Here is a 21,045-nt window from a genome sequence, read left to right as displayed (position 1 = left end):
TTTCCGGAAAGCCGTCAGAATCGGCCTCCGCTAGGCAGCATTTGTTCGCTCGCCGCCTTTTTGCAGCCGCTTGGTCCGGTGCTGGCGCTGGTGCTGCCGATGCGGGCGGCGGCGATGCCACCCGCCTGCTGGTCAGTGCTCATGCCGGCGGTGGGCTACTCCCCGGTCTTTTCGGCATCAGGACCGTATAGTCGAAATCCAGGAGGACGCTTGGATCGTAGGAACCGTCGGCCTGCTTGTATGGGAAGTCGGCGCAGCGACGGTCCTTGGTCGCCACCGTACGCACGCGCAATGCGCCCAGGTCATGGCGGCCAGGCAAGGACATCTGTTCGATGATTTCCGACCACGCGTATACCGTATCGCCGGCGAATGCTGGCGCGACATGCCTGCCGGCGTTGATCGCCACGATGCTGAAGGCATTGGCCAGGCCGTTGAACGACAGCGAGCGCGCCAAGCTGATGATGTAGCCACCATAGACGATGCGGCGTCCGAAGCGTCCGCTCTGTTCCGCGTGCTGGTTGAAGTGTACCCGCGCCGTGTTCTGGTACAGGCGGGTGGCCATCATGTGCTCGCTTTCTTCGATGGTCATCCCGTCGAGATGATCGATTCTTTCCCCGACCCGATAGTCGTCCCATAGATCGGTACTGCCGGAGAGGGCGGTGTCGTAGCCTTCCACCCTGATTCCGGGCGGGATGACCAGGTCGCTTGCCGGCACGGCATCGTGTAGCTCGGGAATGACCGTTTCGGGCGCCGGTGACGCCGGGTCGCGCTTGCGAACCATGACCCAACGGCAGTAGTCGAGGGCAATTTGGCCACGCTGATTGACGCCGCATGAGCGCACGTAGACGATGCCTGTCTTGCCGTCGCGGTTCTCCTTCAGTCCGATCACCGTCGAATCGGCGGTGAGCGTGTCTCCCGGATAGACGCGGTGGCCAAAGCGCCCAGCGGCGTAGCCGAGGTTGGCAATGGCATTGAGCGAGATATCGGGCACCGTCTTGCCAAAAACCACGTTGAAGGCCAAGAGATTGTCCACCGGGGAACGTAGGAAGGACAGGCTGTGCGCGAAGGTGTCGGCCGAGGTCAGGGCAAAGCGCGAGCCGGTCAGCGCTGTGTATAGGGCCACGTCACCTTCGGTGATTGTCCGCGGCGTCGCATGGACGATGGTCTGGCCGACGCTAAAGTCCTCGAAGAAATTGCCCCATCTGGTTTTCTCGCTCATTTTCTTTTCTCTCTGCTGTTGTCGATTGCCGCGCTATAGCCCATAGGCTGCCGCCAGGTCCGGATCTCGCCTGGCCACCAGGCTCGCCAGATCGACGATCACCCGCGCCTGTTTCCAGGTCGCGTCGTCCTGCATCTTGCCGTCGATGGTCGCTACCCCGCTGCCATCGGGCATCGCTTCCAGGATGCGTTTGGCGAACAGGACTTCCTTGACGTCGGGGCTGAAGACGCGCTTGGCAATGGCAATCTGGTTCGGTGCCAGGGACCAGGCGCCGGAGCAGCCCATCAGGAAAGCATTGCGGAACTGCGCTTCGCAGGCCGCTTCGTCCTTGAGGTCGCCGAACGGGCCGTAGAAGGAGTGCAGGCCGTGTGCCACGGCCGCATCGACCATGCGCGCCACCGTGTAATGCCACAGATCCTGCTGAAAGAAAGCGCGCTGTTCCTGGCCTTCCTGCGCGTCGGCGAGAACGCCGTAACCGGGGTGTCCGCCACCGACGCGGGTGGTCTTCATGCCGCGCGAAGCGGCCAGGTCGGCCGGGCCGAGGCTCAGGCCGTGCATGCGCGGACTGGCGCCACAGATCGCCTCGACGTTGGTCACCCCCTGCGCGGTTTCGAGCAGGGCGTGCAGCAGAATCGGCTTGCGGATCGCGTACTTCGCCTCGAGCAGAGCGACGTACTGATCGACGAAGTGAACATCCCACGGCCCCTCGACTTTGGGAATCATGATTACGTCGAGCTTGTTGCCGACATGTTTGATGATTTCGCTGAGGTCGTCGAGAACCCAGGGGCTGTTCAGGGCGTTGATGCGCACCCACATGCCCGTGTCGCCGAAGTCGTTGTTCTCGAGAACTTCGATGAAGCCGGCACGGGCGGCCTCTTTGGACTCGATCGGGATCGCGTCCTCGAGGTTGCCGCACATCACATCGCATCTCCTGGCCGTTTCCGGCACTTTGGCACGGATTTTTTCGATGTGCGGTGGGAAGAAATGGATCATTCGCTCGGGCCGCACCGGCAATTCGCGCAGGGGTGGTGGCGCGCCAATGGCGAGCGGCTTGTAGAAATGGACGGGTAGCTTCATGGCGTTATCCCCTGGTGAAAGAAACGGTTTGGTTGGCAAAGGTGGCACGAGGTGGCCACAAGTGGCCAAAGTCTCGTCGGCGAAGATTTCAGGCCGGCCCGGCGACGACGCCGGCGTCATGCAGGCGGCCAACTTCCGCTTCGCTCATGCCGAGAACTTCGAGCAGAATCTGGTCGGTGTGCTCACCCAGTGCCGGCGCCGGCAGCGCCGGCAGGCGTGGCGAGCCGCTGAAGTCGAGCGGCGTTGTGGGCATCAGGTAGCTGCCGACGCCAGGCTGCTCGGTCATGGTGAACAACGGATTGTCGAGCGAGCAATCGGGATCGTTGGCCAGCGCCTCGCGAACGCTGCGATACGGGCCCCAGGTGACGCGGTGCTCATCGAGGATGGCTGCGGCTTCGGCCAGCGTCCGCGCCTGGCACCAGGCTTCGATCAGGGCAGCGATCTGCTGGCGGGCGCGAAAGCGATTGCCTTCGTCGTCAAGATCGAGGCCGAGGCGGACCCCGAGGGCGTCGATCGACTCTTTTAATCCGGTTGCCTTGATCAGGCTGCGCCACTGCCTGCGGGTCAGTCCGACGATCATCAGGCGCTTGCCGTCGAGAGTCTGAAAATCGCGCCCGAAGGCGCCGTACAGGTAGTTTCCCTGCTTCGGTCGGTCGGCGTCGTTGACCATCACCTCGGCGATCATGCCGACGTTGCCGAGCATCGCCAGTGCCACGTCCTTCAGCGCCAGGCGCACCAACTGTCCTTCACCGGTCAGGCGCCGCTGCCTTTCGGCGGCGAGCATGCCGATGGCAATCATCTGGCCGCTGATGAAGTCCCAGGCAGGAAAGACATGGTTGACCACTTCCGGGGAATTGCTCGGCCCGGTCATGTAGGGCAGGCCGACCTGCGGGTTCACCGTGTAATCGACTTCGGAACTGCCGTCGCGGCGACCGGTGAGGTTGACCATGATCAGGTCCTGACGATGGGCTTTCAGTGCTTCGTAGCTCAGCCAGCCCTCGGCCGGGAAGTTGGTGCTGAACAGGCCGGCGTTGTCGCCGGGCGCACAGATCAGCTGGGTCAGCAATGCCTGACCGCGGGGATTGCGGAGATTGACGGCGATTGAACGCTTGCCCTTGTTCATGCCGGCCCAGAACAGGCTGTGCTGGCCATCAAGGGTCACTGGCCAGCGACCATAATCGAGGCCGCCACCTATCGGGTCGAAGCGAATGACGTCGGCGCCGAGCTGGGCCAGCGTCATGCCGCCAAGCGGTGCGGCGACGAAAGCCGATCCTTCGACGACGCGCAAGCCCTTTAGAATTCCGTCCATGAGTTTCACCAATCCTGCCTGCCTGCCGTAGGGCGCCCATCGATTCGCCAGGTGAGCGAAGCGCCACCTTGCTCAAGGCTGGCTCCTGTCCGGACGCGGAGCGCACAGTATATGGGAAAAGGGGGGCCCGGGCGCACGCGCTCCGAGTTTTTGGGTAGCGGCGTGCGATGGTCGTGCGTCGTCTTGAGTTTGACGGAAGGCTGTGCTGTACTTGCCGAATGCCCGTGGGGCGAACTCTCAGGCGGTCATGATTCATGATATGTGGAGACCCCCTGATCACGAAAGGCATGACCGCCCCCTCTTTTCCGGCCTTTCTCCCGCCAGGGGAGAAAGGAGATTCGTGAGTCGCTGGCGCGACTTTCACATTATTGGATGGACCTGATGACGGACGCGATAGCAGACTATGCAGCATGGATTGGCCGCAGTGAGATCACCGACGATGAACTGGCTCTGGCGCCGGCCTTGGCGGCGGCCGCGACGCTGGACGACACGACGACGCGTTTCGCCAAGGGTAGCCCGCTGCCGCCGCTGTGGCACTGGTTTTACTTTCTTCCTCGGGCAGCGCAGGCGCAGCTCGATGTCGACGGGCACCCACAGCGTGGCGGCTTCATGCCGCCGATTCCCTATCCGCGCCGGATGTTTGCCGGTGCTCGCATGCGCTTCCACCGGCCGCTACTGATCGGTCAGCCGGCGCGGCGCGAGGCCGTGATTCGCAATGTCCGGCAGAAATCGGGGCGATCCGGGTCGCTGGCCTTTGTTTCCGTGCTTTGCCGCTTCTATCAGGATGATGTGTTGTGCATTGAGGAAGAGCAGGACATCGTCTATCGCGAACCGGGCCCGGTGCTTGCTCGCCCGCCGGTGATCGAGTGGCCGCCCGTCGAGGACGGAGCGTGGTCGCACATTGTGACGCCGGACCCGAAGCTCCTGTTTCGCTTCTCAGCACTGACTTTCAATGCCCATCGCATTCACTACGACCGACCGTATGCGGTCGAGGAAGAAGGCTATCCGGGGCTGGTGGTGCATGGCCCCTTGACCGCCGTCTTGCTGATCGAGCTGCTGCGGAAGAATTCGCGGCGCCCAGTAGCCAGCTTCAGCTTCCGCGGACTGGCGCCGCTTTTTGACCTGGCCCCGTTTCGCCTCGTATGCGTCGGCAAGGACGGCCAGATGTCTCTCGAGGCGCAGGCGCCCGACGGCGTGGTGGCAATGAGCGCCAGCGCCGAGCTCATGCCATCGTAGTTGTATTGCGGTCGGGCTTGAGGTGCATGGTTGCCGCTAGACGGTGATGCGCCTGGCGCTGCTTCTACGTCTGAGCCAGCACAGGTAAATTTTCTGAATACCCCGAAGTCATCAAAGCGATTGCATTATCGGGTAGCGGTCGTGCGCCCAATGGGCCATTGGAAACTGACCGGCAAGGGGTCATCGGCAATAAGCTTCGGAGCATCGCTCAATGCAGTGCAGGCGTCGCTGAAGAGCTGCTTTGTCGGCCAGTGGGGCCCGGGAATGGACCATCTTGAGTCCGACGAGGGGCGAATTACCCGTCTTCCTCTCGCGGACGATTACATTGATGAATGCGGCTGCTTATCTTTTATCGTAAGCACATTCTGTTCGCGGCGAGTAATGGGGCGATCCGGAAAATCGCGATCATCCCAAAAAACCTGGCCAGCACAGGCAGTTTGTCCGCGGGCGAACGATGGCGAGGCAGGCGCTCGGTCGAGGCGCTGACCTTCAAGGCCTTCGGCAAGGCCTGGCGCGCGTAACTCTTTTGTCTTGCGTTTTGTATAAGACGTAAGAGATTGCTTTTCGGGAGCGGTGAGCGTGTTGCCTTGCACCACGATCGTCGCTAGAATCATTATCAGCGACGGGGAATAATTGATCAAGACAACCGCATAATAGTGGCGGATATCTATTGTGCGCAATTATGGAGGCTGGACATGAAACTCACACTGACCCATGACGAAGTAGCTGCCTATTGTGGCGAGTTGCACGCTTCCAACGAAGCGTTCAAGTCCCATTATCCGGCAGATTCTTTTGACCGGCAGCCGGTGCACACGGTTTACGGGGGGGCCAATCTGCTCAAGGCCGGTTTTGCCGCCAAGTTGGGTGAGGTGGCGCTCAAGACGCTGGAAACCTATGCGCCCAGCTACAGTGTTTTTGCCCGTGCTCTTGGTTTGCCGCGCGCCGATACCTTGCCGACCAACGCCATGGAACTGGCGAGTCTGACGCGTGCGCTGGAAGCGAATCCCGAGCAGGTGCGTGAGACCAAGCAGGCGGCCTGGCTGGCTTTTACGGTTTATAACCGGGTCGTGAAGAAGCTGAAAACCGAGCCCGTCGAGGACAACCGCATCGATTTCGAGGATGGCTACGGTAATCGGCCGGACGCTGAGGAAGATGGTCATGCCGCTGCGGCGGCAGACGAAGTCGCCAAAGGTATGCGCGAAGGCCTGCTGCCGCCGTTCATCGGTATCCGCGTGAAGACCTTTTCGGACGAGTGCAAGCAGCGCTCGATTCGCACCCTGGATATTTTCCTGACCCGGCTGGCCGAGCAGACCGGCGGCAAGCTGCCCGAGAACTTCATCGTTACTCTGCCCAAGGTAACGACGCCAGGCCAGGTGTCGACCTGCGCGAAGATCCTCGAAAATCTTGAAGCCAGACTTGGTTTCCCGAAAGATTCGCTGAAGATGGAAATCATGATCGAAACGACCCAGTCGATCATCAACTACCAGGGCGAGAATACGGTGCCCTTACTGGTCGCCGCGGCGGGTAGCCGCTGCCGCTCGGCGATTTTCGGTACTTACGATTACACGGCCTCGTGCAACATCACCGCCGCGCATCAGAATCACACCCATCCGGCCTGCGATTTTGCCCGCCACGTGATGCAGGTCAGCCTCGCCGGTACCGGCATCACGATCAGCGACGGCGCGACTACCAGTATGCCGATTGGACCCCACAAGGCAGCCAAGGACGCGCCGCTGACGGCGCAGCAGATGGACGAGAACCGCACCGTGGTGCACGGCGCCTGGAAGCTTCATTACGACAATATCATGCACTCTCTGCGGCACGGCTACTACCAGGGATGGGATTTGAATCCGGGGCAATTACCGGTGCGCTATGCCGCCATCGACACTTTCTTCCTGAGCAGTCTGCAGGATGCCTCGGCGCGACTGAACGCTTTCCTGAACAAGGCTGCTCAGGCGACCCTGGTCGGCAACACTTTCGACGATGCGGCGACAGGGCAGGGCTTGCTGAATTTTTTCCTGCGCGGAATGGCGTGCGGAGCGATCACCGAGCAGGAAGTGCTGGCGACGGGAATCACCCTCGACGAATTGCGCTCGCGCTCGTTTGTGCAGATTGTCAATAATAGAACCAGCAAGTAAGGGACGTAACAGCCGATCGGGTACCAAGCAAGCAAGAAAGGGATGAGCCATGACTGAGGTCAAGAACGGGACGCAGGAAGCACGACAGTATCTCCAGGCAGCCGATGCACTGATCAAGAAATCGCTAAGCTGGGTGAAGCAGCAGTGCGCCGGCGAGAAGGGCGTCTCGAACGAGAAACTGGACGCACATCAGATGGCCAGCTTCGATCTGGCCTGGTGTGCCGCTGAAGCGACCGCCGCGCGTTTTGCGGTGGAGTATGCCGACAAGCTTGCCGCTGCCGCGGCGGACAGCGACGGTATGTGTCTGGAAGAGCGGATGGCGCGGGCCTTTTGTGCCGAGGCTTTGCAGAACATCCATAATCGTTTCTGGGCACGGCCGCAGAGCTTCGGTCTGCACGCCGCCGACCTGGCGGCTTTCGCGTCAAGCGCACTTGCCACCTTCTGCCAGGCGCAACTGGATGCCGACAATCTGGCGGCTCTGGGCCGCGAGGTCGTGGCCCTGGAGGGTGATAGCGGCGCCTACATGCTCGGCGACGACGCCCTGATGATGCAGGACGCATTTCGCCGGCTGGCGACCAATGTGGTGATGCCCCTGGCGGAGGAGATTCATCGCGAGGACCGCATCATCCCGCAGGAAATTCTCGATCCGCTGACCGAAATGGGCTGCTTCGGCCTGTCGATTCCGGAACGCTACGGCGGCATCCAGAGCGACGATCATGAAGACAACATGGGCATGATCGTGGTCACCGAAGAGCTTTCGCGTGGCTCGCTCGGTGCCGCAGGCAGCCTGATTACCCGTCCGGAAATTCTCAGTCGCGCCCTGCAAAAAGGGGGCACGGAAGAGCAGCGACAGAAGTGGTTGCCCTTGGTGGCGATGGGCGACCCGCTGTGTGCCATTGCCGTCACCGAACCGGATACCGGCTCCGACGTTGCTGCCATGCGCCTCAAGGCGAGCAAGTGCGATGGCGGCTGGCTGCTCGACGGCGTCAAGACCTGGTGCACCATGGCCGGCAAAGCGGGTGTTCTCCTGGTTCTCGCACGTTCCAACCCCGACCGCGCGCTTGGCCACAAGGGCTTGAGCATGTTCCTGGTCGAAAAGGACTCCTATGACGGCCACGATTTCGAATATCGGCAGGCCCAGGGCGGCGTGCTCAGCGGTCGGGCGATTTCGACCATCGGTTATCGTGGAATGCATTCCTATGAAGTCTTCTTCGACAATGTTTTCGTCCCCGACGAAAACCTGGTTGGTGGGCCGGAAGGCGAAGGAAAGGGCTTCTACTTCACGATGGCCGGCTTTGCCGGCGGGCGCATTCAGACGGCCGCACGTGCCATCGGTGTCATGCAGGCCGCCTTCGAACGTGCGGTTTCCTATGCCGGCGAGCGCAAGGCATTCGGCAAACCCATCGGCGAGTATCAGCTGACGCTCGTCAAGTTGGCGCGCATGGCGACCCTGCTGACCGTTTCCCGCCAATTCACCTACGCCGTCGGGCGTTTGATGGATGAGGGTTCCGGGCAGATGGAAGCCAGCATGGTGAAGCTGTTTACCTGTCGGACGGCCGAATGGCTGACCCGTGAAGCGCTGCAGATTCATGGCGGCATGGGGTACGCCGAGGAATCGCCGGTCAGTCGCTACTTCCTGGATGCGCGTGTGCTGTCGATTTTTGAAGGGGCCGAAGAAACGCTGGCGCTGAAAGTCATCGCCCGCTCCCTGATCGACGCCGCGTAGGTCCGGCTTCAGTCTGTACTTCGCCCAAGCTTTCTCCCGCCCGCGGGAGAAAGGAGATTCGTGAGTCGCGATTGGTGAAGGCTGAAGGTTGAATGCGACTCTTACCGTACGAGGAAGATTTCATGTCGCAAGCGATTCGTTTCCGAGCGCAGGTGGAACTGGCTGAAAAAGTGAAGCTGGACCTGCAGCAAGTCCGCTATCCCCACTATGGCCGCTATCTGGAGGAGTTTGTACCGGGGCAGGTGTTTGTTCACCCGCGTGGTTTCACTTTCTTTCCTGCCCAGATGGAGGCTTTTGCGCGTACCTACATGCAGTGCAATCCGCTGTATGTCAATGACCAGTACGCGCGGGCCAGCGGCTTTGCCGGTCTGGTCGCTTCGCCGCAAATGGTCTTCAATGTCGTTCTCTCGCTGGGCGTGCAGAACGATTCTGAAAAGGCGATGGCCAATCTCGGCTATTACGATGCCCAGTTCCTGCGGCCCGTCTATCCGCTGGATACGATTCGCTCGCTGACCAAGGTCATGGACCGCAAGGAGCGCGGTGCCGGCAAGCCGGGCATTGTCACCATCCGCACCTGGGCCTCAACCAGAATGACGAAGTGGTCCTGCAATACGAGCGGAAAATCATGGTCGGCGGGCAGGGCGATGGTCCGCCAACGACGCCCTTGCCGCCGTCGTCCGTGATGCCGGCCTTCCCCTGGGTCGCGGATGCCGAGGTCGCCCTGCCGGAGTTTCCCGAGTCGCTCCCTTCCGGCCTGACTGGTCCAAACTCCTATTTCGAGGACTTCTCCGTCGGCGAAATCATTGTCCATGCCAATGGCCGAACAATCACTGACGAGCACTTGCCACTGACCTACGCGGTGGGCAATACGCATCCGCTGCATTTCGATCGCGTCTTCAGTTCCGGCCTGTCCGGCAAGATGAGCGGTGATCCCATCGTTTATGGCGGCCTGGTCTTCGCCTGGCTGGAAGGTCTGGCCAGTCGCGATGTCAGCGAGAACAGCGTTTGGGAACTGGGTTTTACCGAGGGCTATCACACGCAGCCGTCGGTCAGTGGCGATACCGTTGCCGCCCTGTCGCGGGTACTGGCTGCCGAAGATGCGCCGGGCGACTTGGGCGCGAAGTTCGGCATCGTGAGTTTCCAGCTGATCGGCGTCAAGAACATCAGTGCGGCCAGGGCCCTTGCCGAATACGGCGCGGATTTGTTCGTCAAGGAAGGCGACAAGAAAGCGCTGGCCAGGGAGAAGATCGATGCGAAGATTTTTGAGATCGAGAGACGTCTCTTGATCAGGAAAAGGGGCTAGCCATGGATGTTCTGCAAACGAAACGCGATCGACCATGGTTGATGCGCACCTATAGTGGTCACAGCTCGGCGAAGGCGTCGAACACGCTTTATCGAACCAATCTGGCCAAAGGTCAGACGGGATTGTCGGTGGCCTTCGATTTGCCGACGCAGACCGGTTACGACGCCGACAGTCCCCTGGCGCGGGGCGAAGTCGGCAAGGTCGGCGTGCCGATATCGCATATCGAGGATATGGACCAGTTGTTCGACCAGATCCCGCTCGATCAGATGAATACGGCGATGACCATCAATGCCACCGCACCATGGTTGCTGTCCTTGTACATCGGCCTGGCACAACGGCGGGGAATCGATCCGAAAAAATTGAGCGGCACGACCCAGAACGACATCATCAAGGAATACCTGTCGCGCGGCACCTACATCTATCCGCCGGGCCCGTCGATGCGCTTGATCGCCGACACCATCAACTACACCATCAAGCAGGTGCCGAAGTGGAATCCGACCAACATCTGCAGTTACCATCTGCAGGAGGCGGGGGCGACACCGGTGCAGGAACTGGCCTATGCACTGTGCGCAGCGATGGCGGTTCTGGACCGGGTGCAGGCCTCTGGCGAGATCAGGCCGGACGAGTTTTCACAGGTCGTCGAGCGTATCTCCTTCTTCGTCAACGCCGGCATCCGCTTCGTCGAGGAGTGCTGCAAGCTGCGCGCCTTCGGCGAAATGTGGGATGAGCTGACCCTTACCCGCTACAAGGTTGAAGACCCGAAGCTGCGCCGCTTCCGTTATGGCGTACAGGTGAACTCGCTCGGGCTCACCGAGCCGCAGCCGGAAAACAACGTCCAGCGAATCGTTCTGGAGATGCTCGCGGTGGCGCTCTCGAAAGGTGCGCGGGCGCGCGCCATCCAGCTTCCCGCCTGGAACGAGGCCATGGGTTTGCCGCGCCCCTGGGATCAACAATGGGCGCTGCGCATGCAGCAGGTACTGGCTTTCGAAACCGATCTGCTGGAGTACGAAGATATCTTCGATGGCTCGCCGGTCATTGCCGCCAAGGTCAGGCAACTGGTCGAAGGCGCCAGAAAAGAGATCGCCAATGTCGAAGCGCAGGGCGGCATCATCGCCGCCATCGAATCCGGCTACGTCAAGCGTGAACTGGTCGCCAGTCATATGAAGCGCCTGCGTGCCATCGAGTCGGGCGAGCTGAAAATCATCGGCGTCAACTGTTTCCAGGAAAGCGCCGAATCGCCACTGACCCTGGGCAGCGATGGCGGCATCATGAAAACCGATCCGGCCGCCGAACGCGAGCAGATCGAACGCCTGCAGGCGCATCGAAAAAACCGCAACGACGCCGACGTGCAGGCTGCCTTGCAGGGGCTCGGCGATGCCGCCAGGAGCGGTGAAAACATCATGCCCAGTTCGATTCGCTGCGCCCTGGCGGGAGTCAGTACCGGCGAATGGGGCGATTCGCTGCGCGCCGTGTTCGGCGAGTTCAGGCCACCGACGGGAATCGACATCGCCATCGACAGCGGCGCCGTGCTTGGCAAAAAGGATCAGGTCACCGAGCTCAGGGCCCGCGTCGCCAGTACGGGCGAGGCTTTGGGCCGTCCCCTGAAATTATTGGTCGGCAAACCGGGCCTGGACGGACACTCCAATGGCGCGGAACAGGTGGCCGTCAAGGCCAGGGACGTTGGCTTCGAGGTGGTCTACGACGGTATCCGGCTGACGCCGCAACAGATTGCCCAGGCCGCCGAGGAAGAGGGTGTGCACATGGTTGGCCTGTCGATACTGTCGGGAAGCCACATGGAACTGGTGGAGTCGGTTCTCGATGAACTGCGCGTACGCGATCTGGCAAGGGTGCCGGTGATCGCCGGTGGGATCATCCCACAGGAGGATGCGACGAAACTGGCGGCGCTGGGCGTCAGTGCGGTCTATACGCCCAAGGATTTCAGTTTCAATACCATCATGGCGGATATGGTGGACGTAATCCGTGCCGCCAACGGGCTGGGACGCCTTGGACCGCTGCCCTGACCCGCGCATGACCCAGGTGCCGCTTCCCGATCCCGAGCAGTTGGCCGTGCGGATACTGCGCCGGGAGCGTGCGGCGGTGGCCAGTGGTCTGAATCTGCTGGACAACAAGCTGGCGGCCGCGCGTCAGCGCTCGGCACGTTTGCTGGCGGCGCTGTCCGGCGAGCGGGCGCTCAATGACGGCCACCTCATTGGCGTAACGGGCCCTCCCGGCGCCGGGAAATCGTCACTCGTTGCGGCGCTGATTCGCGAGTGGCGCCTGGCCGGCAGGACCGTCGGAGTGCTGGCTGTCGATCCATCCAGTCGCCCCGAATTGGGCGGTGGCGCTTTGCTGGGTGATCGCATTCGTATCAAGAACGCGTCCTACGACGAAGGCCTGTTCATTCGCTCACTGGCCAACCGCAACCAGTTGGGCGGCGTGGCGAGCGAGGTCTGGCCAATGAGCTGGCTGCTGCTGGCCTGCTTCGATATCGTGCTGATCGAGACCGTTGGCGTCGGGCAAACGGAAATCGATATTGCCGAGATCGGCGACACAGTCTGTTATGTGGCGCAGCCGGCCTCGGGCGACACGATCCAGTATTTGAAGTCGGGAATCATCGAGATTCCGGATGTTTTCGCAGTCAATAAGTCTGACCTTGGCGCTCCGGCGCACAAGACAGCCAGCGAAATCGGCCGTAGCGCTCCCCGGCAGGATCGCCGGGACGGTTGGGATTATCCGGTGTGCCTGGTGAGCGCGACGATGAATAGCGGGATAAAAGAGCTGCATGGGCATTTCGCCAGGCATCGCAGCTTTCTCGCTGACGCTGGCTTGCTGGACAAACTGCGCACCCGTCACCAGAGTGCCTGGGTAGTGCGGGTATTGAAAGAGGAGTTCGGAACTTTTGGCATCGAGCTGGTCGGTGGCTATGCTGAAATCGGCAGGCGCCTCAAGGAAACACCTGGCAATCAATTCGAAGAATGTCAGCGTATGCGGCAGCAGATTATTTCCAGATTCAAGTCGTCAGATTGATCGAGTAGTTCAACCAACGAAGGAGCATCCTGATGAGCAAGCAGCTTTACGAAGTGGGTAACAAGCCTCCCCTGGGCGAAGTTCCGGAACAGATGCACGCCTGGCTGATTCGTGCCGAGCGCTTTGGCCAGCCGACAGCAGCGTTCCAGAAGGAAGTGGTGAATACGCCGTCGATTGCTGACGACGAGGTTCTCGTCTACGTGATGGCGGCGGGAATCAACTACAACAACGTGTGGGCGGGGATGGGTGTTCCCGTCAATGTGATCGGCGCGCGCAACAAGGCCGGCGAGCCCGAAGATTTCCACATTGGCGGTAGCGATGCGTCCGGCATTGTCTACGCGGTGGGCAAGGACGTCACCAACGTCAAGGTGGGCGACGAAGTGGTCATGCATTGCGGGACCTATGATCGCAATTGTGCGTGGGTCAAAAAAGGTGGCGATCCGATGTACTCGCCGTCGTTCAAGATCTGGGGTTACGAGACCAATTACGGCAGTTTTGCCCAATTCACCAGAGTGCAGGCGCAACAGTGCATGCCCAAGCCCAAGCACATGAACTGGGAACAGGCCGCTGCCTATGTCCTGGTTGCAGCGACCGCCTGGCGGATGCTGCACGGCTGGGAAAGCAGTTCGGTCAAGAAGGGCGACGTGGCCTTGATCTGGGGTGGCGCGGGCGGTCTCGGCTCGATGGCGATTCAGATCGCCAAAGCGGTGGGTGCAACCTCCGTGGCCATCGTCTCGGGCGAGGACAAATACGACTACTGCATGAAGTTGGGCGCCAAGGGCTGCATCAACCGCAATGACTTCGATCATTGGGGCATGTTGCCGCACTGGAAGGACAATGCCGGCTACGCCAAGTGGTTGAAGGGTGTGCGCGGCTTCGGCGCAAAAATCTGGGAAGTGCTGGGTGAAAAGCGGGCGCCGAATATTGTCTTCGAGCATCCCGGTGAAACGACCATTCCGAGTTCGATTTTTGTTTGCGAAACCGGCGGCATGGTGGTGGTCTGCGCCGGTACCAGCGGCTACAATGCGACGGTCGATTTGCGCTACCTGTGGATGCGGCAAAAGCGCCTGCAGGGCTCGCATTTCGCCAATACCAGGCAGTGCAACGAGATGAACGAGTTGGCGCAGAGCGGCCAGCTTGATCCCTGTATGTCGCGGGCGTTTACCTATGAAGAACTACCCATTGCCCATCAGTTGATGGCCGACAACAAACACCCACACGGCAACATGTCGGTGCTCATCGGCGCCACCGAGTTCGGTCTCGGTGCCAGTGGCAAGCCGGCGGTGGCGATGGTACAACCGACGCTGCCCAAGGGCGACGTGCACACCACGCCGGCGCCGTACCCGATGTCCACGCCGTTGCCGGGCATTGCCGAGGGCGAGCCGATCACCATTGCCGACGACGGCAGCAAGGTTCGCGATTTGATGCATCGTGGCATCATTTCCTGCGCGCCGGATGATACCGTCGGCGCCGTGGCCAAGATCATGGTCGGCAACGAAATCCATGCGGTGGTCGTCATGGATGCGCAGGGCGCGGCAGTCGGCGTCGTGTCGCAGACCGATATGGTGCTGGCGCGGCAGGGCCGCACTCCGGATCAGGCACGCTCGATGCTGGCCAGCGAAGTCATGACCCCGGGTTGCGCGACCTGCGATGCGGAAATGCTGTTGAGCGACGCGGTCAGCCTGATGACCGGACGGCGCATGCATCGTCTGGTCGTCACCGAGCAGGGTCAGCCGGTCGGGGTTATTTCGATGACCGACGTGGTGCGCAAGATCATCGGCGACTAGTCGCAGCCGTTTCAATCGACGCCGCTGCCTGGCCTCTGGCCTAATCTCTCCCTGGCCAGGCAGGGAGTCCACAAAGACCCTTCCCGTCTTTCGCGACGGGGAGGGCTTTTCTCCGCAACCATGGAGAATTTCCCAGCATGCGAGCCATCGTCTGCCGTGAACTGAGCGGTCCATCCTCCTTGCGGCTGGAGGAACTTGCCGAAGCTCGCCCTGGTCCTGGCCAGCTGCGCATCCGGGTCCGCGCCTGCGGCGTCAATTTCGCCGACAGCCTGATTACCCGCGGCCAATATCAAAAGCAGCCAGCGCTTCCCTTCAGTCCGGGCTTTGAAGTTTCCGGCGAGGTGCTGGAGTTGGGGCAGGCGTAAAAGGGTTTGCCCGTGGCGATCGGGTACTGGCCATGACGCCGTCTGGCGGTTATGCCGAGCAGGTCGTCGCCGATGCGCAGCGCTGCCTGCGGATTCCGGCGGAAATGTCCTGGCAGCACGCTGCTGCCTTTCCGGTGGTGTTTGGCACTTCGCATATCGCCTTGTGGCACCGGGCCCGCTTGCGTGCCGGCGAAACTCTGGTCGTCCATGGCGCCTCCGGCGGCGTCGGCTTGACCGCTGTCGCGATTGGCAAGCAACTGGGGGCGACGGTGATTGCCACTGCCAGCAGCCCGGCAAAACTCGAAGTCGCCCGCGCGCACGGCGCCGATCATCTGATTGATTCCAGCCGTGATGACGTTCGCGAACGGATCAAGGAATTGACCGCCGGTCGCGGTGCCGATGTGGTCTACGATCCGGTTGGCGGCGACTTGTTTACCGCTTCGCTACGCAGTATCGCTTTCGAAGGGCGCATCCTGATCATCGGCTTCGCCGCTGGCAGCGTGCCGCAGATTCCGGCCAATCACTTGCTGGTCAAGAACGTGGACGTCATCGGTGTCAACTGGCCGGCGTACGTGGACTTGAACCCCGAGGTGCTGACCGAGAGTTTTCAGACGCTGATTCGCTGGTATCTCGACGGCGCGATCAAGCCGCATGTCTCGGCGACCTATCCACTGGAGCAGGCGTGTGAAGCGCTTGATCAGGTGGTGAGCAGAAAATCGACCGGCAAGGTGGTGATTACTATGGATTGAACCACCCCGGTGCCGTTTGGATTGACCACTGTACCAATATCAGAGATACTCCTTGTCGTTTATTAAACATTATCCTCCTCGCGACATTTTAGATTCAAGCTCTTTTCCATTTTTTAAAAAAATGCACCGGTGCCAGCGATCGCTGCTGCCGTTTTCCCTGGGCACGGACATGTCCGTGCTGATAATCATTATGAAAGGCCTATCATGAATCCCCAGAACGGTTACGATATTGAAGACTTGTCTGTCGGTATGAGCGCGGAAATTGCCAAGACCATTACTGACGCAGATCTGGTCCTGTTTGCTGGCGTGTCCACCGACGTCAATGCGGTGCATATGGACGAGGATTTTGCGCGCACGACGATGTTTGGCGGCCGTATCGCGCACGGCATGCTATCCGCCAGCCTGATCTCGGCGGTGCTCGGCAATCGCTTGCCCGGGCCCGGCTGTATTTACATGAACCAGTCCTTGCGTTTCCGCGCGCCGGTGCGTCCCGGCGACACGGTGCATGCCAAGGTGACGGTCAAGGAAGTGTTCGCCGAAAAGGGCCGAGTGGCGCTCGACACCGTGTGCACCGTGGGTGACACCGTGGTCATCGATGGCGAAGCGATGTTGATGCCCACCTCGCGCAAAAAGCGCGAAGCGGCTGGCAAGTAGTTCGTCGCTACGGCCGCTGGCAGGCGGCTCGCGATACTGCAGACGACACTGCACGCGACGCCGCAGCCGACTTCGCCGACGCGCTGCCGCCTCTCAGCCGCCGCTCAGGGCCTGTACGATGATCAGTTCACCGTTCGCGTCCAGCGGCTGCGCGAGGTCGCGGAGCTGCTTGCTGGCGTAGAAGAAGCGGATGTGTGCTCGTATCTGCTGCTGCTCGTCGATCATGCGGAAGCGAATTCCCGGGTAGCGGCGGTCGAGGTCGGCCAGCACGCTGGCGAGGGTCGCGCCGCTGGCCTCGACTTCGCCCTGTGTGGTGTAGGAGCGCAAGGCGCTCGGGATGAGGACTTTCATTGGCGGCCAAGCGCTACGCCAGGAGTGCGGCTTCGACGGCGTAGATTTCCGGCAGGTGGCGGGCGATGCATTGCCAGTGCAGGCCTTCGTCGCGACTCATCCACAACTCGCCGCTGGTGGTCCCGAAGTAGAGGCCTACCGGCTGCAGCGGGTCGGCGCTCATCGCCTGGCGCTTGACCGTCCACCACGCCTGGCTGGTCGGCAGGCCGGCGTCGCGACGTTGCCAGCTCTGGCCGCCGTCGCCTGTCGCATACACCGCCGGCTTGCCGTCCGGGCTGGTGCGTGGCCAGACCGAAGTGCCGTCCATCGGGAAGACCCAGGCGGTTTCTGCGTCGCGCGGGTGAAGCACCAGCGGAAAGCCGACGTCGCCGACCTCTGCGGGCAGGCTCTTGCCGATGTTCAGCCACTGCTCGGATGGCCGGTCGAGGCGGTAGATGCCGCAGTGGTTCTGCTGATAGAGACGATCGGGGTTGCTCGGGCACAGGCGGACGCAATGCGGGTCGTGGAAAGTGGGATCGGCGCGATCGAAACCGCCGACGACGTCGAGCTGGTCGAGCAGGGGCTTGAAACTCTCGCCGCCATCGCTACTCTCGTGCACGCCACCACCCGACATCGCCAGGTAGAGGTGATCGGCGTTGCGGGGATCGACGATGATCGAGTGCAGCTTCGGCCCGTCCGGTGTGCCGTCCTGTACGCTTCCCATCCACTGCCGGTAGTGCGGATCGTCGTTGATGCACGAGAACGGCGCCCAGCTGACGCCACCGTCGTCGGAACGGAACAGGCCCTGCGGCGAGGTGCCGGCGTACCAGACGTCCGGCTGCCGGGCATTCCCCGGCGTCAGCCAGAAAGTGTGATCGACCGTGCGGCCGGGCAGGGCGCTGCCAGCGGTCGCCCCCTCGCTGCGCGCAGCAAAAGCGGGTGGGCGCTTTGCTTCGCTCCAGCTGCGTCCAAGATCGGTCGAGCGGAAGATCGTCGGACCGAGGTGTCCCGTCTTGGCGGCGGCGAGCAGGGTTTGGCCATCACGCGGGTCGAGCACCAGATGACTGATGATGTGGCCGAGAAAGTGCGGGCCATCGACCCGCCAGTTTTCGCGTGCCGCATCGCCGTGATAAAGCCACGCGCCCTTGCGCGTGGCCACCAGCAGCAGCACCTGACCCTGCTCTGCCGTGCCGGCAGCGCCATGGTCAGCGTGCTGGGTATTCGTATTCTCGGCCATCATCGTTTCTCCTTCTCCTTGTCCCTTGTCTTGCCAGTGCTGGTAGCGCCTGGCACCTGCCTTGCAGACCTCATGTCAAGCCGCAAGGTTCCGGCCTAAGCTGCGTAGCAGCGCTCTGCCGAGCATGTAAAGGCCCAGGGCCACCAGGCCGAACAGGAACCAGCGGCGAAACGCTTCGGGTGCGAGCTTGCCGCGCACGCGTTGGCCGATGAACATGCCGAGCAGCGCCGGCACAATGGCCAGCAGTGAGTTGCCGGCAGCGACCCAGCGATATTCGCCGGACACGGCGAGCGCGGCGCCCAGAGCCAGCGTGGAGATCGTGAAGGATAGCGCGAGGGCCTGAATCAGTTCTTCCTTGCCGAGACCAAGGGAGCTCAGATAGGGCACGGCAGGAATGACAAAGACGCCTGTCGCCCCGGTAATCAGACCGGTGCTCAGGCCGACCAGCGGTGATAACCAGGGTTCGGCGTGGGCCGGCACGGCAAATCGACGTGCGGCAAGGCCAACGGCGCCGTACACTGCCAGGATCGCGCCAAGCGCGCCACTGGCAAGAGACGACGTGCTTCCTGTCAGGACGCTGATCGTCAGCGCGGTACCGATCACTATCGCCAACATCATCGTGGCCAGTCGCTGCACGAGCGCCAGGAACTGCGGGCCGGCGACGAGTTGCCAGATATTGGTAAATAGCGACGGAACAATCAACAGCGCGGCTGCGGCAGCGGGCGCCATGAGCAGACTGAGCAAGCCCATGGCTACGGCCGCCAGGCCCATGCCGACGACGCCCTTGATAAAGCCGGCGGCCATGAAGGCGAGAGCGACGAACGCTACACTGGCAAGGGGGTCGCTCATGGTCTCCTGGTGCCGATTTCTTGAGGCGCCACTTTACCCCAACTTTACCGCAGCCGGACCGCGCCCGATCGCGATGCCTGTGTTTGTCGCACGGTTCAATGCGGCCCCTTGCCGTGCCATCCCTTGGTAGAATCGCTGCCTGCATCGCTGCGGGTGCCGAAATCCGTGGACATGCCTTCCAGAACGGCGACGGTCGGCGCAGCACCGGCAGCGACGTGGTCCCTCCTCGACGCCCGTCGCAAGCGCTCCAGCGAGTCAGAGCGTGAAACTCTCCCCGTCGCAAACAAAGCCCGAATATGCCCACGCCCGTACCTGCATCACCAGCCAGCCAAGAATCCACTGCGCCACCACCAGCAAGCGCGACAGCAGCCGGGGCTGCCGCGCCTGCCAACGTCGCCGAGGTCGCCGAGACTGCCGGCCTCGGCGAGGATCTGCTCAGCACGGGCAGCTTCTTCCGCGCGCTGTGGCTGGGGCCGCGGGCCTGGGGGCGCTGGTGGCGAGCTCTGGTGCGCGAGATCGATCACCGGGGGATTCTCGATCAGGTTGAACAGGACGCTAATTTCTCGTTCAATTTCTGCTTCATGATCGTCGTCGCCGGTGGCATAGCGACCATCGGCCTGCTGCTCAACTCGCCGGCGGTGATCATCGGCGCGATGCTGATCTCGCCGCTGATGGGGCCGATTGTCGGCAGCGGCATGGCCATCGCCACCCTCGACTTCGATCTGGCGCGAAAAAGTTTGCGCGCGCTGGCTTTGGGTACCGCCGCAGCGGTGGCGTTCACTTCGCTGATCGTGCTGCTTTCGCCGGTCAAGGAACTGACGCCAGAACTGCTGGCGCGTACCCGCCCGAATCTTTTCGACCTGGTGGTCGCCATCCTCTCGGGTGCCGCCGGCGGCTACGCCCTGATCCGCGGCCGCGGTGGCGCGATCGTCGGAGTGGCCATTGCCACGGCCTTGATGCCGCCGCTGGCCACCATTGGCTATGGCCTGGTCACCGAGCGCTGGTCGGTGGCGCGCGGCGCGCTGCTGCTGTTCTTCACCAACATGGCGGCGATCAGCCTTGCGGTCGCCGCCGTTGCCGAATGGTACGGTTTCGGCCGCGGTGGTTTGCGCAAGCGCTTTGCCCGCCAGGCGGCGATCTCCTTTCTGGTGCTCGTTCCCCTCGGCATACCGCTGTTCATTTCGCTGAAAGCGATCGCTTTCGAGAGCTTTGCGCAGATTCGTATTCGCAATGTGCTCGAGGCCGGCGCGGCCTCGTTGCCGGGCGGCCAGCTGGGCGCCGTAGAGGTGCTGTTCATCGACAGCAAGCCACCGCGGGTGCGCGCCATGGTCTTGAGCGCAGAACCTGAGGCCGAGCTGGAGCTGCGCCTGGGCGAGGAGATCGCACGGCAGTTGCGCCAGCCCGTCAATTTGCAGCTGACACAGCTACGCACGTCTGAAAAAGTGTCACCACAAGTCCTTGCCCTCGGGCTTGGCGAGAGTACGCCCAAGCTCGACAGCAGCGTCGCCGACAGCCTGCGCAGCGCTTTTCCCCTGCCGCTGGCCGCTTTTGATGCCGATTCTGCGCAGCGACGCGCGACGCTGGTTCCCGAAGCGCAAGCGGGAATCGATCTCGCCGCCTGGCGGGCAATGGAGAGCGACCTGGGAAAGCGTCATCCGCAGTGGCAGATCCGCTTGCTGCCGCCGCCGCAGGCGCTGCCGCCGATCTATTTCGAACCCGGCAGCAAGGGCCTCGACGAGGCCGCAGAGCTGCGCATCGCGACCATCGTCTGGGCCCTGCAACGCTGGAACATCGATCGCGTCGAAGTCGTCGGGCACGCCAGTAGTGACCGTGGCGGGTCGCCGCGGCTCGCTGGCGTGCGTGCCGAACGCGTTGCCGAGGCTTTGCGCGCCGGCGGGATCGAGGTGGTTTCGGTGGCCCGCTATCCGCTCCCGAATCAGTTGGCCGCCGAGCGCGAACTCGGCGAAGCGGCGTTTCGAGCGGTGTCGGTGCTGCTGCCGGTCGTCGCCGAGAAATTGCGCAAGGAGTGATGAGGGTAG

The 21,045-nt window shown here is 62.1% G+C and carries 17 protein-coding genes and 2 pseudogenes; 12 read left to right on the top strand and 7 right to left on the bottom strand.

The window, feature by feature from the left end:
• Positions 1 to 139: 139 nt before the first annotated feature.
• From V5B40_RS05135 to V5B40_RS05125, 3 genes are all read right to left on the bottom strand, one after another.
• Positions 140 to 1,219: a MaoC family dehydratase gene (locus tag V5B40_RS05135; RefSeq protein ID WP_332353517.1), complete on the bottom strand. Its 1,080-nt coding sequence runs from the start codon at positions 1,217 to 1,219 to the stop codon at positions 140 to 142.
• A gap of 33 nt (positions 1,220 to 1,252) precedes the next feature.
• Positions 1,253 to 2,296 (bottom strand): HpcH/HpaI aldolase/citrate lyase family protein, encoded by a 1,044-nt coding sequence (locus V5B40_RS05130; protein ID WP_332353516.1) that lies wholly within the window; start codon positions 2,294 to 2,296, stop codon positions 1,253 to 1,255.
• Positions 2,297 to 2,384: 88 nt separating this feature from the next.
• On the bottom strand, positions 2,385 to 3,605 hold the full coding sequence (locus tag V5B40_RS05125; RefSeq protein WP_332353515.1) for a 2-methylfumaryl-CoA isomerase: 1,221 nt from the start codon (positions 3,603 to 3,605) through the stop codon (positions 2,385 to 2,387).
• A gap of 381 nt (positions 3,606 to 3,986) precedes the next feature.
• Between V5B40_RS05125 and V5B40_RS05120 the strand changes: the two genes are divergently transcribed.
• On the top strand, positions 3,987 to 4,841 hold the full coding sequence (locus tag V5B40_RS05120) for an FAS1-like dehydratase domain-containing protein (protein ID WP_332353514.1): 855 nt from the start codon (positions 3,987 to 3,989) through the stop codon (positions 4,839 to 4,841).
• 320 nt (positions 4,842 to 5,161) lie between these two features.
• On the opposite strand, the gene V5B40_RS05115 is transcribed toward V5B40_RS05120, so the two are convergent.
• A complete protein-coding gene (locus V5B40_RS05115) occupies positions 5,162 to 5,482 on the bottom strand; it encodes a hypothetical protein (protein WP_332353513.1) in 321 nt (106 codons plus the stop codon).
• Between the two features lie 54 nt (positions 5,483 to 5,536).
• On the opposite strand from V5B40_RS05115, the gene V5B40_RS05110 reads away from it, so the two are divergent.
• From V5B40_RS05110 to V5B40_RS05060, 10 genes and pseudogenes are all read left to right on the top strand, one after another.
• Positions 5,537 to 6,979, top strand: coding sequence for a DUF6986 family protein (locus V5B40_RS05110; RefSeq protein ID WP_332353512.1), 1,443 nt, complete (start codon positions 5,537 to 5,539; stop codon positions 6,977 to 6,979).
• 49 nt (positions 6,980 to 7,028) lie between these two features.
• On the top strand, positions 7,029 to 8,705 hold the full coding sequence (locus V5B40_RS05105; RefSeq protein ID WP_332353511.1) for an acyl-CoA dehydrogenase family protein: 1,677 nt from the start codon (positions 7,029 to 7,031) through the stop codon (positions 8,703 to 8,705).
• A 122-nt stretch (positions 8,706 to 8,827) separates the two neighbouring features.
• Positions 8,828 to 10,008: pseudogene (locus V5B40_RS25150) on the top strand (MaoC family dehydratase).
• Between the two features lie 2 nt (positions 10,009 to 10,010).
• Positions 10,011 to 12,029, top strand: a complete 2,019-nt coding sequence (locus tag V5B40_RS05090; RefSeq protein ID WP_332353508.1) for a protein meaA — start codon at positions 10,011 to 10,013, stop codon at positions 12,027 to 12,029.
• 7 nt (positions 12,030 to 12,036) lie between these two features.
• Positions 12,037 to 13,035 carry an ArgK/MeaB family GTPase gene (locus V5B40_RS05085; RefSeq protein WP_332353507.1) on the top strand — a complete coding sequence of 333 codons (999 nt, stop codon included), beginning with the start codon at positions 12,037 to 12,039 and terminating at the stop codon, positions 13,033 to 13,035.
• Positions 13,036 to 13,067: 32 nt separating this feature from the next.
• Positions 13,068 to 14,300: pseudogene (gene ccrA / locus V5B40_RS05080) on the top strand (crotonyl-CoA carboxylase/reductase); the annotation flags it as partial.
• 24 nt (positions 14,301 to 14,324) lie between these two features.
• The gene (locus tag V5B40_RS05075) at positions 14,325 to 14,822 is read left to right on the top strand and encodes a CBS domain-containing protein (RefSeq protein WP_332353712.1); all 498 of its coding nucleotides are present in this window, start codon (positions 14,325 to 14,327) and stop codon (positions 14,820 to 14,822) included.
• Between the two features lie 137 nt (positions 14,823 to 14,959).
• Positions 14,960 to 15,187, top strand: a complete 228-nt coding sequence (locus V5B40_RS05070) for an alcohol dehydrogenase catalytic domain-containing protein (protein WP_332353506.1) — start codon at positions 14,960 to 14,962, stop codon at positions 15,185 to 15,187.
• Positions 15,188 to 15,219: 32 nt separating this feature from the next.
• Complete coding sequence (locus tag V5B40_RS05065; RefSeq protein ID WP_332353505.1) at positions 15,220 to 15,936, top strand: NADPH:quinone oxidoreductase family protein; 717 nt, start codon at positions 15,220 to 15,222, stop codon at positions 15,934 to 15,936.
• Positions 15,937 to 16,140: 204 nt separating this feature from the next.
• Positions 16,141 to 16,590 (top strand): MaoC family dehydratase, encoded by a 450-nt coding sequence (locus V5B40_RS05060; RefSeq protein ID WP_169065956.1) that lies wholly within the window; start codon positions 16,141 to 16,143, stop codon positions 16,588 to 16,590.
• Between the two features lie 93 nt (positions 16,591 to 16,683).
• Here the strand turns inward: V5B40_RS05060 and V5B40_RS05055 are convergent, their stop codons facing one another.
• From V5B40_RS05055 to V5B40_RS05045, 3 genes are all read right to left on the bottom strand, one after another.
• Complete coding sequence (locus V5B40_RS05055; protein ID WP_332353504.1) at positions 16,684 to 16,941, bottom strand: MoaD/ThiS family protein; 258 nt, start codon at positions 16,939 to 16,941, stop codon at positions 16,684 to 16,686.
• Positions 16,942 to 16,954: 13 nt separating this feature from the next.
• Positions 16,955 to 18,157: a WD40/YVTN/BNR-like repeat-containing protein gene (locus V5B40_RS05050; RefSeq protein ID WP_332353503.1), complete on the bottom strand. Its 1,203-nt coding sequence runs from the start codon at positions 18,155 to 18,157 to the stop codon at positions 16,955 to 16,957.
• 75 nt (positions 18,158 to 18,232) lie between these two features.
• Entirely contained in the window at positions 18,233 to 19,006 is a 774-nt protein-coding gene (locus tag V5B40_RS05045; protein WP_332353502.1) for a sulfite exporter TauE/SafE family protein, read from the bottom strand.
• A gap of 296 nt (positions 19,007 to 19,302) precedes the next feature.
• On the opposite strand from V5B40_RS05045, the gene V5B40_RS05040 reads away from it, so the two are divergent.
• Entirely contained in the window at positions 19,303 to 21,036 is a 1,734-nt protein-coding gene (locus V5B40_RS05040; protein WP_332353501.1) for a TIGR00341 family protein, read from the top strand.
• Positions 21,037 to 21,045 lie beyond the last annotated feature (9 nt).

Source organism: Candidatus Accumulibacter meliphilus (assembly GCF_036625345.1).
Lineage (GTDB): Bacteria > Pseudomonadota > Gammaproteobacteria > Burkholderiales > Rhodocyclaceae > Accumulibacter > Accumulibacter meliphilus.
The sequence above is the reverse complement of the archived record's forward strand: the minus strand, read 5'-3'. Positions and strand labels throughout refer to the sequence as shown.